The organism is Sphingobium sp., assembly GCF_035511395.1.
GTDB lineage: Bacteria > Pseudomonadota > Alphaproteobacteria > Sphingomonadales > Sphingomonadaceae > Sphingobium.
Map to the genome: position 1 here is coordinate 22,971 of NZ_DATKFP010000176.1, position 12,205 is coordinate 35,175.

Sequence of the window (12,205 nt, forward strand, 5' to 3'; positions counted from 1 at the left end):
ACGCTCACCTACCAGAAGAAATCGTTGATCACGTCGACGACATAGCCGTCGCGGATATCGACCAGCAGTGCGTCGTCATAGTAGCGGATCCAGCGCAGCGTGCCGTAGGCGGGCGGCAGGCGGTAGCTATAGGGATCGTCCATCCAGTAGCTGTTCGAATAGAGCAGGCTGTTCAGATAAATCCCGACCGAAAAGCGCCGATAGCCATAATCCCAGCCGCGCGGGGCATAATAGCGGCCGACCCGGTAGCGGTCGCCATAGCGGCTGCGATAGCTGTTCCAGTCATAGCGGCGATCGTTGCGCCAGCCGCTGTCCCAGCGCCGCTGGTTGCTCCAGCGGGTGCGATCGTCGAAGCGGCGGCCGTTGTTCCAGTTGGTGCCGCTCCAGTTGCCGCCCCGATTGTCGGACCAGCGCCGGTCATCGTCGCGCCGGTCGTTGCGCCAGTCGCGCCGGTCGTCCCGGCGATCATTCCGCCAGTCCTGACGATCGTCGCGCCGGTCGTTGCGCCGTTCCGGCCGGTCATCCCGACGATCGTTGCGCCAATTCTGCTGCTGCTGCTGCTGCTGCTCGCGGCGTTCGCGCACCTGTTGCTCCACCGCGCGGTTGGCGGGCAGGTTCGGATCGCCGCGCCAGCGCGCATCGGGGCGCGGCGGGGCCATCTGGCCGGCGGGGCGCTCCGCAGCGCGCTGCGGAGCGCCGCCGTCGCGGCGCTGCTGCTGCCATCGCTGTGCGCTGCCATCGCCCCGCTGCTGCCAGCCCTGACCACCGCCGTCGCCGCGCGGCTGGATCATGCGGTTGCCGCGCGACACGGCGACATTGCCTTCGGGCCGCGCCATCCGCTCACCCATCCGTTCACCGCGCCCACCGCGCCCGCCACTATCGCCCCGTTGCTCGCCACGCGCCTGCCCTGCCTGGGCATAGGCCGGTGCCACGCCGCTCAACAGCGTCGCTCCCATCAGGCCTGCCAGCATCAACTTCCTGAACATCGTCCATCGTCCTCAAGCGGGGAGCGGACACACCGTCCCCTGATGATGGTGGTCTAGCGCAACCGCGGTGTCACAAGTCTGAACTCGTCCGTCAGCGTTCAGAAAGAATCCTGGGACCGAATATGGACATTGGGGCATATTCTACCCATGGTCGATATCCGCGCCGGTCAGAGCGAAAATCCCGCTGTTCCGTGGAAAAGCTGATCCAGATCAGTGCAGTGTCCCATGACTCCCTTTAGGACTGACGAGTGACGAAATCCCCCGATGCCGGCCGCGTCCGTCAGGCCCTGCGCGATGCGACGATGGAAAGCCATCGTCGGGTAGATGCGCTGTTCGCCGATTTTTCGCTCGATTCGCCTCAAAGCTATCGCGCGTTCCTGACTGCCCACGGCCGTGCGGTCGGCGCTATCGAGCCGGTTGCACGGCCCGACGCGCCGCGCTTGCCGCTGCTGGCGAAGGATCTGCAAAACCTCGACGCCGCCATGCCCGCTCCGCTGCCAGCGCCGGCCAACGATGCCGACGGCTATCGCTGGGGGTTGCTCTACGCGCTCGAAGGTTCGCGTCTGGGCGGCGCGATGCTGTCGCGGCAGGTGAAGGAAGGCCTGCCCAAAGCCTATCTCTCCGCCGTTCATGGCAAGGGCGAATGGCTATCCTTCCAGCGCGCGCTCGATGGCGCTGCGGTGGAAGGCGGCGAAGGCTGGCTGGAGGACGCCGTGCAGGGCGCTCTGGCCGCCTTCGCCCTGTTTACGGCCGCCGGCGAGGAAGCGCGGGCGGCTGCTCATGGCTGATGGCGGCGACGCGACCGATTTCGCGGTCGACCTCAGTAACTGCGATCGCGAGCCGATCCATGTGCTGGGCAAGGTCCAGCCCTTCGGCTTCCTCGTCGCGCTGACCGCCGACTGGCTGGTTTCGCGGGTGTCGGCGAACAGCGCTGACTTCATCGGCGTGACGCCGCAGGATATGCTCGGCCAGCCATTGAGCGAGGTTTTCGCGGCTGAGGCGATCCATGCCCTGCGCAACCGCATCACCCTGCTGCGCGGTCCGGATTCGGTCGAACGCGTCTTTTCCCTTCCCCTGATGGAGGGCGGTGCCGCCTTCGACGTCGCCGTCCATTTCTCCGGCCCGCTCGTGGTTATCGAGGCCGAGCCGGCCAGCCATGACGAGATGGAGGCGAGCAGCACCGTCCGTTCCATGGTCGCCCGCCTCACGCAGGCCGATGGGATGACCGCCTTCCTGCGCGACGGCGCGCGGCAGGTGCGGGCGCTCACCGGCTTCGACCGGGTGATGGTCTATCGCTTCGCTGACGCCGGCGATGGCGAAGTGGTCGCCGAAGCGCTGAAGCCTGGCGTCGACAGTTTCCTTGGCCTCCATTATCCTGCGTCCGATATCCCGGCGCAGGCGCGCGCGCTCTATCTTCGCAACATCTTCCGCATCATCGCCGATGTGCAGGCGCAGCCGGTGCCGGTCGTGCCGGCGCTTGACCCCACCGGCGCAGCGCTCGACATGTCGCTCTGCCTGACCCGCGCGGTCTCGCCGATCCATATCGAATATCTGGGCAATATGGGCGTGGGCGCCTCGCTCTCCATATCGATCATCGTCGAGGGCAAGCTCTGGGGCCTGTTCGCCTGCCATCATTACAGCCCGCGCCTGCCGACCTTCGCTCAGCGCAGCGCCGCCGAACTGTTCGGCCAGATCTTCTCGATGATGCTCGAAAGCCGCGAGCGCGCCGAGACCGCCAGCTATGAAGGGAAGGCGCGTCAGGTGGCCGACCGGTTGCTGTCGGCGGTCGCGCAGGACCATGACCTGCTGTCCAACGCGCGCTGGCTGGGCGACATCATCTTCGACACCATCCCGGCCGATGGCGTCGGCGTCTATATCGACGGGCAGATGACCTTTTCGGGCCTGACCCCCGACGAGCCGGCCTTCGCCGCGATCGTATCGATGCTGAACCGCGTCGCCGCCAGCCAGATCTATACGACCGACAGCCTGACACGCGTCCTGCCCGAAGCGGCCGTCTATGCCGATCGCGCGTCGGGCATCCTTGCCATCCCGCTGTCACGCCGCCCGCGCGACTATGTCGTGCTGTTCCGCGCTGAACAGCTGCGGTCGGTGCGCTGGGCGGGCAAGCAGGACAAGGACATCGAATATGGGCCGAACGGTCCGCGCCTGACCCCGCGCAAGAGTTTCGAACAATGGTCGGAACTGGTGCAGGGTTTGGCCTTGCCCTTCACCCCTGCCGAACTGCGCGTCGCCGAAGCGCTGCGCACCGCGCTGCTGGAGGTGATCCTGCGCCTCTCCGATTCCGCCGATGCGGAACGGCAGCGGGCGCATGAGAAACAGGAACTGCTTATCGCGGAACTCAACCACCGCGTGCGCAACATCCTCTCGCTGATCCGCGGCCTGTTGTCGCAGACCCGCGACAGCGCGCGCTCGGTCGAGGAATTTATCGGCACGCTCGAAAGCCGCGTCCACGCGCTTGCCCGCGCCCATGACCAGATCACCGCCGACCGCTGGAGTCCCGCGCGGCTCTACGACCTGATCGAGGTGGAGGCGGGCGCCTATCTGGGCGAACGCAGCGACCGGGTGCGCCTGACCGGTCCCAATGTACTGCTCACACCCGGCTGCTTTACCGTTCTTGCGCTGGTGATCCATGAAATGCTGACCAACGCCGCCAAATATGGCGCGCTGTCGGACAATGGATCGGTGGCGATCGACTGGCGGGTGGACGAGGATGGCAGCCTGCTGCTCGACTGGACGGAGATGGGCGGTCCACCGGTGGTCGCGCCGACGCGCCGGGGCTTTGGCTCGACCGTGATCGAACGCTCCATCCCCTATGATCTGGGCGGCCATGCCGAGATCAACTATCGGCTCGCTGGCATAGAAGCGAATTTCTGCATCCCCTCGCGCCATGTCGTGTCGGTCTTGCCCGACAGTAGCGGGCGCGAACGGGCCAAACCCGCCGCGCCGGTCACGCCCAGCCTACTCAAGGGGCGCCATGTCCTGCTGGTCGAGGATAATATGATCATCGCCATGGATGGCGAGGATGCTTTGCGCGACCTCGGCGCTGAAGTGATGACGGCGGCCAGCGTCGGCCGCGCACGGGAAGCGATCGCGATCCAGCCGGTCGACCTTGCCGTGCTCGACTTCAACCTTGGCAATGAAACCAGCCTGCCGGTCGCGGACTTGCTGGCGGAACGCGGCATCCCCTTCCTCTTCGCCACCGGCTATGGCGACGGGCTGGAACTGCCCGCCCGCTATGAGGGGGTCACCTTGGTCAAGAAGCCCTATTCGGGCGCGACGCTGGCGCAGGCGCTGGCGCCGGTGATCGACCGGGTGGGCTAAATCCGGACGGCGAAACGGACAGTTTCCACTTGTCCGATTGCTGTAAGGCGGCTGCATCCCGATGTAGCCGCCATGCAACATTCCCCTCTTCCTGTCCTATTCGGGATGCCCATGGTAGGATCGCCTGCCATGACGCGTCTCGCCTGCTCCGGCCCGGCTGGTGGCGCTTTCCGATAGGACCGGAACCACGCAACAAAATATCAGAATCTGCGGGAAACATGCGAAGTTAAGCCCGCGATTTCCTACATCGAGACGATCATGACACAACCGACCTTCTTCATCCCCCATGGCGGCGGGCCTTGTTTCTTCATGGACCCGTCCGATCCTGACCGGCCGCACAGCGATCCCGTCTGGCATCCGATGCAGGATCATCTGGCGCGCCTGATCGACGACCTGCCCGAACGCCCCAAGGCGATCCTGCTCGTCTCCGGCCATTGGGAAGAGGTCGACTTCACCGTCCACACGGGCGAGCGGCCGTCGCTGCTGTTCGACTATTACGGCTTCCCGCCGCATACCTATGACCTGCGCTGGGATGCGCCCGGTGCGCCCGATCTGGCCCGCCGCGCCGCCGGCCTGCTGCGCGAAGCCGGCTTGGCCGCTGGCGAGGAAACGGCGCGCGGCTGGGACCATGGCGTCTTCATTCCGATGAAGGTTGCGCTGCCCGATGCCGATATTCCGCTTGCCCAGCTTTCGCTGCGCCGCGACCTCGATCCCGCCGCCCATATCGCGGCGGGCCGGGCGCTCGCCCCGCTGCGCGATGAAGGCGTGCTGATCGTTGGATCGGGCATGAGCTTCCACAATCTGCGCGTGCGCGGCCCGCAGGCGATCGCACCCTCGACCGCCTGGGACTATGCGCTGACTGCCGCCGTTACCGATCCGGACGCGCAGAGCCGCGCCACCCGTGTCGCCGCCTGGGACGCGCTGCCGCACGCGCATTTCTCCCACCCGCGCGAGGAGCATCTGCTGCCGCTGATGGTGGCCCTCGGCGCGGGCGGCGATGACGAAGCGACCTGCACCCATCGCAGCAGCGTGATGGGCTGGACCGTGTCGGGCTATCGGTTCGGCTGAGCATTTTGAAGTCGGCTGCAACAGCCCACGGCTCGCAAGATGCGACCACAAAATCAGGAAGGTGGGCGCGTCAATCGGCGCGTTTATCCTTCTGAGCAGTGGGCCGGCCCAGCGCCGGCACGGTCTTCGCCGCCGCTTCGGGGGTGATGCCCGGTGGCGGCGCGCCAATGACCTGTTCTTCTCCGACCTGTTCCTCGCCGCGCATGATCCGGCCTGCCCGCTGGATCGCGCCGCGCAGCCGGGGATAGATGCCGCAGCGGCAGATATTGGTGATCGCCGCGTCGATTTCCTCGTCGCTGGGATCGCTGGTCCGGCGTAGCAGCACCGACGCCGCCATGATCATGCCGGGGATGCAGTAACCGCATTGGGAGACATTGTCCGCCGCGAAGGCCTGTTGCAGCGGATGACCACGATCGGGCGACAGCGCCTCGATCGTGGTGACGAACCGCCCCTCGGTCTTGCCGATCGTCACCTGGCAGGACCGCACTGCTTCCCCGTCGATATCGACCGTGCAGGCGCCGCAGTCGCCCGTGCCGCAGCCATATTTGGTGCCGGTCAGGTTCGACGCGTCGCGCAGCGCCCAGAGCAGCGGCGTTTCCGGGTCCATGCGATACTGGACCGGCCGGTCGTTGACGGTGAAGCGGGTCATGCCGCCGCCTCGTCTTCCTCGACCTTGTGATACAGCACCTCGTTGCGGATATGGATGGTCCGCGACGCGAGCCGGATTTCCTGGATGAAGGTGGCGAAGGCCGCCGCCTGCAACAGCATCGCCAGGCTGAAGAGGATAGCGATCGGCGTGCCAAGATGAGCGTTGAACAGATTGCCGGCGAACAGCAGGATGACGACCAGACAGACGGCGCAGGCCGATGCGACCGACAGGAAGATCGCGCCGTTGACGACGCTCATCCGCCTGTCGAGCACGCGGATCTCGCTCACCATACGGTCATGTTCCTTGCCGCGCGAGGTCAGGATCCATTCCTCCACTGCGCGGGCGCGGTCGATGACCCGGGCGAGGCGATGAACGCATACGTTCAGGAACGCGCCGATGCCCGCAAGCAGGAAGACCGGGGCCAGCGCCAGCTGGATCGTCTGCGCGACCTGGCTGACCTGGGGGAGGGCGGGGATCATCGTCATTTCCTCTTCCCTATCAACCAGCGCATCAGGAAGAAAGTGGCGATGCCAGCGAGGGGTGTGATCCACAACAGATGCACTGCCTGCTGTTTTCCGGCGATACATGGAGGATCATCGAAACAATCGCCGTAGGTGGACCCGATTAGCAGCACCATCAACACCAACATGACGGGCAGCGCCGCGATGCAGCCGCAGCGTCCACCCGTCCGGTCTGGCCGATAGTTCAGGCCGCGCCCTTGGCTGGTGTGTTGACCCCCATGGATTTCAGATACTGCTTGATGTTGCGGGCGGCCTGCCGCAGCCGCTGCTCATTCTCGACCATGGCGATGCGGACGAAGCCCTCGCCATCCTCGCCATAGCCCACGCCCGGCGCGACCGCGACCTTGGCATGGGTCAGCAACTGCTTGGAGAATTCAAGGCTCCCCATGTCCTTGAGCGCAGGCGGCAGCGGCGCCCAGCAGAACATCGACGCGCGCGCCGGCGGGATGTCCCAGCCCGCCCGGCCGAAGCTTTCCACCAGCACGTCGCGGCGCTTGTGGTAAAGCTGTCGGTTCTTCTCGACGATGTCCTGCGGGCCGTTGAGCGCGGCGCAGGCGGCCGCCTGGATCGGCGTGAAGGCGCCATAGTCGAGATAGGATTTCACCCGCGTCATCGCCGCGATCAGCTTCTTGTTGCCGACCGCGAAGCCCATGCGCCAGCCGGCCATGGAGTAGGTCTTGCTGAGCGAGGTGAACTCGATCGCGACATCCTTGGCACCCGGAACCTGTAGGATCGAGGGCGTCGGGTTGCCGTCGAAATACAGCTCCGAATAGGCAAGGTCCGACAGGATCCAGACCTTGTTCTCCTTCGCCCAGGCGACGAGGCGCTCGTAGAAGGCGAGGTCGACCGTCTCGGCGGTCGGGTTGGACGGATAGTTGACCACCAGGATCGACGGACGCGGCACGGTGAAGGCCATGGCCCGGTCGAGCGAACGGAAATAATTCTCGTCCGGCGTCGTCGGCACCGATCGGATCGTCGCGCCCGCGATGATGAAGCCGAACGTATGGATCGGATAGCTGGGATTGGGCGCCAGCACCACGTCGCCCGGCTCGGTGATCGCGGTGGCGAGGCTGGCGAGACCTTCCTTCGACCCCATGGTCACGACCACTTCGGTTTCGGGGTCGATGTCCACGCCGAAACGGCGACCGTAATAATTGGCCTGCGCCTTGCGAAGGCCGGGGATGCCGCGCGACTGGGAATAGCCATGGGCGCTCGGCTTCTGCGCCACCTCGATCAGTTTCGCGATGACATGGTCGGGCGGCGGCAGGTCGGGATTGCCCATGCCAAGGTCGATAATGTCCTCTCCCGCGGCCCGCGCGGCGGCCCGCATCGCGTTCACTTCGGCGATGACATAGGGCGGCAGACGCTTCATGCGGTAAAATTCTTCGGACATTATTGGGGCTTTCCTGAAAGCTCGCGGTAGGGAATAGTGCGCGACGCGCCATGTGCGTGTCACAATCTGGCTATAACCGGCCGAGGGACGACGCGCCAGTGAAAGCCGCGCGCACCGATGATGCCAGGAGGAGGAAGGTGGCCATGCACAGAAGCGATGTCCTGGAGCCACATCTCCCCACCCTGCAAGAGATGCAGCAATGGACGCAGGTGATCGGCCGCGCCCAGCAATTGATGCTGGAGCAGGCAGCGGGCACCATTGGCCAGACACTACCCTTCGATCCGGAAATCGTCGCTCGCATCCAGACCGGCTTTGCCGATGAAGGCATGGCGCTGTGGCAGCGGTTCCTCGATTCGGGCGGCCTGCTGCGCGACCGGCCGGGCGACGTTCCGGCGACCAGCCCTGCCGCGCGCAAGGACCGGCGTTTTTCCGATCCAGCATGGACCGAGCATCCCTTCTACGACCTGATCCGGCAGAGCTATCTGCTGCTCTCCGACTATCTGCTCAAGCTCGCCGACGCGGTCGACGGCGTGGACCCCAAGCAGAAGGCCAAGTTGCGGTTCGCGACCACCGGCCTGCTCGATGCGATCTCCCCCAGCAACTTTCCTTTCACCAATCCGCAGGTGGTGGCGAAGACGATCGAGAGCGGCGGCGAGAATCTGGTCAAGGGCCTGAAGCATATGCTGGCCGATATGGAGAAGGGCCAGCTTACCCATACCGACGGCACCCAGTTCGAACTGGGGCGCAACATCGCCGCGACGCCGGGCAAGGTGATCCATGAAACGCCGCTCTACCAGCTGATCCATTATGCGCCGTCGACGGAAACGGTGCTGGAAACGCCCCTCATCATCTTCCCGCCCTGGATCAACCGTTTCTACATTCTCGATCTCTCGCCCGAAAAGAGCTTCGTCAAATGGGCGGTGGATCAGGGGATCAGCGTTTTTCTGGTGTCGTGGAAGTCGGCCGACGCATCGATGAAGGACATGGTCTGGGACGACTATATCCTGAAGGGGCAGATCGACGCGATCGACACGGTGCGCGACCTGCTGAAGGTGAAGAGCGTCCACACGATCGGCTATTGCGTGGCTGGCACCACGCTGGCGGCGACGCTGGCGCTGCTCGCTGCGCGGGGGGAAGCGGACAAGGTGGCGAGCGCGACCTTCTTCACCGCGCAGGTGGATTTCAGCCAGGCCGGCGACCTCACCCTGTTCGTCGACGACGACCAGATGAAGATGGTGGATCAGCTGTCGTCGAAGGGATTCCTCGACGGGCGTTACATGGCCGCGACCTTCAACCTGCTGCGCGGGCGCGACCTGATCTGGAACTATGTCGTCAATAATTACCTGCTCGGCATGGATTACCCGCCCTTCGACCTGCTCTACTGGAATGGCGACACTACCAACTTGCCCGCGCGCTGGCACCGCGACTATCTGACCCAGCTCTATCGCGACAATCTGCTGGTGGTGCCGGGCGCGATCAGCGTCGACGGAGTGCCGATCGACCTGACGAAGATCCAGACCCCCGCCTATGTCCAGGCCGGCCGGGAAGACCATATCGCCCCGCTGGAAAGCGTCTGGAAGCTGACCGAAAATCTCTCCGGTCCGACCCGCTTCCTGCTCGCCGGCTCTGGCCATATCGCCGGCGTGGTCAACCCGCCCGCGGCGGTGAAATATCAATATTGGGCCTGCGACGACGTGCATCCTACGCTGGACGATTTCCTTGCAGCCGCGAAGGAAACAAAGGGCAGCTGGTGGCCCGACTGGCGCGCCTGGCTCGAACGACTCGATTCGCGAATAGTGCCGGTCAAGGGCGCGCGCACGCCGGGTAAGGGTAAGCTCAAGACGATCGAGGATGCGCCAGGCCGCTACGTGAAGACCCGATAAAACCGCTGGTTTTTTCTCGTTGAGACGAACCGCGATTTCTTTGCGACAGGCTGCTCGTGGCAAATTTGTTGCACTGCACAATAACTCTTGCGCGAGCCTCCGGAAAAGCATATTGTGCAGTGCAACAAACGGAGGATGGTCATGGCCGAAACCCCGAAGACCTCGAGGAGCACACCGCGCGCCAAAGCCGCATCGACGACATTGTCGGCGAGCGAGGCGCTGAAAGCGGCCGAAGCGGCGATCGGAGGCGAACCTGTGAAAAAGACGCCCGCGCCCAAGCCTGCGCCGAAGAAGGCGGCGGCATCCAGCGTCAAGCCGATCGATACCAATCCGCAAGCCGCAAAGGTGAAGCCGATCGACGCCAATCCCCAGAGCAAGGCCAAGCCCGCTGACCCGGTCGCCATCGTCGCTGCGACGACAGCGGTCGATGCGGCGCCCGAGCCGGAACCGGTGGCGGAAAAGCCCATGGCCGAACCGGTCGCTCCCGAACCGATCATCGAGCCGGTCAAGGCCGAACCGAAAATCATAGAGAGCCTGCCCAAGGCCAAGCCCACTGCGACCCAGCCGCTGCCCGCCACAGAAGGAACGAAGATTATGAACGACGTCATCGAAACCGGTAAGAAATTCGCCGAAGAAACCAAGGCCAAGTTCGAAACCGCCTATTCGGACTTCAACGAGAAGACCAAGGCCCATGTCGAAAAGTCGACCAAGGCCATCGAGGAACTGAGCGACATCGCCAAGGGCAATGTCGAAGCTCTGGTTGAGTCGGGCAAGATCGCTGCCAAGGGCATCGAGACGCTGGGCCAGGAAGCCGTCGACTACAGCCGCAAGAGCTTCGAGAAGGCCACCGCTTCGTTCAAGAGCTTCTCGTCGGCGAAGACCCCGACCGAATTCTTCCAGCTCCAGAGCCAGCTGTTCTCGACCAGCTTCGACGAGTTCACCAAGGAAGCCGCCAAGAACAGCGAAGCGCTGATGAAGCTGGCCGGCGACGTCGCCCAGCCGCTGACCGCCCGCGTCACCCTGGTCACCGACAAGGTGAAGACGCTGGCCGCCTGACGCGCCGCGATCCGGTCCGGATCATAGCAAGAAGGGCGCCCCTTTCTGCGGAAAGTGGCGCCCTTTCTGTCATGATCGGGATGCCGGACACGGCGAACGACCATGTGGCCCCCTTGCCATGGCCGACCGAATCGCCATATTCCTTTGCATCATGAACAGTGTCACCACCGCATCGGCGTGGTCCGTGAAGATGGCGGGCCGGGATCAGGACGATCAGGGCGAAGGCCCGGGCGGCCCGAATGTCGGCGTCGCCACCCGCACGCGCGCGCGCACCAAGAAGCCGTCGCTCTACAAGGTGTTGATGCTCAACGATGACTATACGCCGATGGAATTCGTCGTGCATGTCCTGCAAAGTTTCTTCCGGATGGATATGGAAGAAGCGACCCGCGTGATGCTTCACGTCCATCAACGCGGCGTCGGTGTCTGCGGCATCTTCAGTTATGAAGTGGCCGAGACGAAGGTGAACCAGGTGATGGATTTCGCCCGGCAGAACCAGCATCCATTGCAATGCACGCTGGAAAAGGCCTGACGGCGGCTGCCCCGACAACATTGTAGCCTTTATATTTCAGCAAATTACATCATTGAAATATAAGGTTTTTTCAGAAATTTTGCGCATGGTGTCCCCGCTAACATGAAGTGGGGACTTCAAGCATGACGAACATATCCAATTATACCATGGCGATGCCACCTTCGCCGCGCGTGTCCATGGATCGCAAGATCGACGCCGCCGTGGAGGCGGGTTCGCTATCCGAAGTGGACGGCGACACCCTTGAAACTGCACTGGACTCGATCGGCAGCGCACTGACCATATCGGCCGGCGACGGCAGTTCTCGGCTCGATCCGTCCGAGATGAAGGACCGGATCGATTCCCTGATCGATGATCAGGTGTCGGCCGGCACGCTGACGGAGGATCAGGCGGCGACATTGCAGAGCTTCTTCGCTCAGGGGCCAGGCGGATCGGTGCAAACGGCCGATGGTAGCGACGGCGGCGGCATGAGCGTCGAAAGCATGGGTGGCATCGGCGGTACCGGCTTGATGCGCGGCCCGCCGCCGGGACCGCCGCCCTCGGCGTTGTCCGAGGATGACGACAGCAGTTCGACCAACAGCACCGACGCGACCAGCGCGACCGAGCAACTGGATTCGATCATCGCCTTCCTGGAAAATCTGCGGTCGAGCATGTCGCAGTCGCTCTATGGCGGCGCGGCGAGCAGCGCCGACAGCAGCAATAGCGGGCTGGTGGTCGACGGTCTGGCGTGACCTCTTCGTCACCTCCGGACAGGTGAGGGAGCCTGCGGAGAGGTTTCTCT

At 64.2% G+C, this 12,205-nt stretch carries 11 protein-coding genes; 7 read left to right on the forward strand and 4 right to left on the reverse strand.

From position 1 onward, the window contains the following. Positions 1 to 8: 8 nt before the first annotated feature. Positions 9 to 986: an RcnB family protein gene (locus tag VMR39_RS11880; RefSeq protein ID WP_325416174.1), complete on the reverse strand. Its 978-nt coding sequence runs from the start codon at positions 984 to 986 to the stop codon at positions 9 to 11. Positions 987 to 1,234: 248 nt separating this feature from the next. On the opposite strand from VMR39_RS11880, the gene VMR39_RS11885 reads away from it, so the two are divergent. From VMR39_RS11885 to VMR39_RS11895, 3 genes are all read left to right on the forward strand, one after another. Next, positions 1,235 to 1,774 (forward strand): biliverdin-producing heme oxygenase, encoded by a 540-nt coding sequence (locus tag VMR39_RS11885; RefSeq protein ID WP_414712501.1) that lies wholly within the window; start codon positions 1,235 to 1,237, stop codon positions 1,772 to 1,774. Next, positions 1,767 to 4,328, forward strand: coding sequence for an HWE histidine kinase domain-containing protein (locus tag VMR39_RS11890; protein WP_325416175.1), 2,562 nt, complete (start codon positions 1,767 to 1,769; stop codon positions 4,326 to 4,328). Before VMR39_RS11885 ends, VMR39_RS11890 begins: the two co-directional genes overlap by 8 nt. 258 nt (positions 4,329 to 4,586) lie before the next feature. Continuing rightward, positions 4,587 to 5,396 (forward strand): class III extradiol ring-cleavage dioxygenase, encoded by an 810-nt coding sequence (locus tag VMR39_RS11895; protein WP_325416176.1) that lies wholly within the window; start codon positions 4,587 to 4,589, stop codon positions 5,394 to 5,396. Between the two features lie 70 nt (positions 5,397 to 5,466). On the opposite strand, the gene VMR39_RS11900 is transcribed toward VMR39_RS11895, so the two are convergent. The 3 genes from VMR39_RS11900 to VMR39_RS11910 form a co-directional block, all read right to left on the reverse strand. Next, entirely contained in the window at positions 5,467 to 6,045 is a 579-nt protein-coding gene (locus tag VMR39_RS11900) for a (2Fe-2S)-binding protein (protein ID WP_325416177.1), read from the reverse strand. Continuing rightward, positions 6,042 to 6,524: a DUF2721 domain-containing protein gene (locus VMR39_RS11905; RefSeq protein ID WP_325416179.1), complete on the reverse strand. Its 483-nt coding sequence runs from the start codon at positions 6,522 to 6,524 to the stop codon at positions 6,042 to 6,044. The genes VMR39_RS11900 and VMR39_RS11905 overlap by 4 nt, the downstream gene beginning before the upstream one ends. 226 nt (positions 6,525 to 6,750) lie before the next feature. Further along, positions 6,751 to 7,959 (reverse strand): LL-diaminopimelate aminotransferase, encoded by a 1,209-nt coding sequence (locus VMR39_RS11910; protein ID WP_325416180.1) that lies wholly within the window; start codon positions 7,957 to 7,959, stop codon positions 6,751 to 6,753. A gap of 143 nt (positions 7,960 to 8,102) precedes the next feature. Here VMR39_RS11910 and VMR39_RS11915 point away from each other — a divergent pair, with 143 nt between their 5' ends. From VMR39_RS11915 to VMR39_RS11930, 4 genes are all read left to right on the forward strand, one after another. Next, positions 8,103 to 9,842 carry a class I poly(R)-hydroxyalkanoic acid synthase gene (locus VMR39_RS11915; RefSeq protein WP_325416182.1) on the forward strand — a complete coding sequence of 580 codons (1,740 nt, stop codon included), beginning with the start codon at positions 8,103 to 8,105 and terminating at the stop codon, positions 9,840 to 9,842. Between the two features lie 141 nt (positions 9,843 to 9,983). After that, positions 9,984 to 10,898 carry a phasin family protein gene (locus tag VMR39_RS11920; protein WP_325416183.1) on the forward strand — a complete coding sequence of 305 codons (915 nt, stop codon included), beginning with the start codon at positions 9,984 to 9,986 and terminating at the stop codon, positions 10,896 to 10,898. A gap of 118 nt (positions 10,899 to 11,016) precedes the next feature. After that, positions 11,017 to 11,427 (forward strand): ATP-dependent Clp protease adapter ClpS, encoded by a 411-nt coding sequence (gene clpS, locus VMR39_RS11925; protein WP_325416185.1) that lies wholly within the window; start codon positions 11,017 to 11,019, stop codon positions 11,425 to 11,427. Positions 11,428 to 11,549: 122 nt separating this feature from the next. Then, positions 11,550 to 12,155 carry a hypothetical protein gene (locus VMR39_RS11930; RefSeq protein WP_325416186.1) on the forward strand — a complete coding sequence of 202 codons (606 nt, stop codon included), beginning with the start codon at positions 11,550 to 11,552 and terminating at the stop codon, positions 12,153 to 12,155. Positions 12,156 to 12,205: the final 50 nt, after the last annotated feature.

Coding starts and splice junctions, on each gene's coding strand:
- VMR39_RS11880 (WP_325416174.1), bottom strand. CDS start 986: ATGTTCAGGAAGTTGATGCTGGCAGGCCTGATGGGAGCGACGCTGTTG.
- VMR39_RS11890 (WP_325416175.1), top strand. CDS start 1,767: ATGGCTGATGGCGGCGACGCGACCGATTTCGCGGTCGACCTCAGTAAC.
- VMR39_RS11895 (WP_325416176.1), top strand. CDS start 4,587: ATGACACAACCGACCTTCTTCATCCCCCATGGCGGCGGGCCTTGTTTC.
- VMR39_RS11900 (WP_325416177.1), bottom strand. CDS start 6,045: ATGACCCGCTTCACCGTCAACGACCGGCCGGTCCAGTATCGCATGGAC.
- VMR39_RS11905 (WP_325416179.1), bottom strand. CDS start 6,524: ATGATCCCCGCCCTCCCCCAGGTCAGCCAGGTCGCGCAGACGATCCAG.
- VMR39_RS11910 (WP_325416180.1), bottom strand. CDS start 7,959: ATGTCCGAAGAATTTTACCGCATGAAGCGTCTGCCGCCCTATGTCATC.
- VMR39_RS11915 (WP_325416182.1), top strand. CDS start 8,103: ATGCACAGAAGCGATGTCCTGGAGCCACATCTCCCCACCCTGCAAGAG.
- VMR39_RS11920 (WP_325416183.1), top strand. CDS start 9,984: ATGGCCGAAACCCCGAAGACCTCGAGGAGCACACCGCGCGCCAAAGCC.
- clpS (WP_325416185.1), top strand. CDS start 11,017: ATGGCCGACCGAATCGCCATATTCCTTTGCATCATGAACAGTGTCACC.
- VMR39_RS11930 (WP_325416186.1), top strand. CDS start 11,550: ATGACGAACATATCCAATTATACCATGGCGATGCCACCTTCGCCGCGC.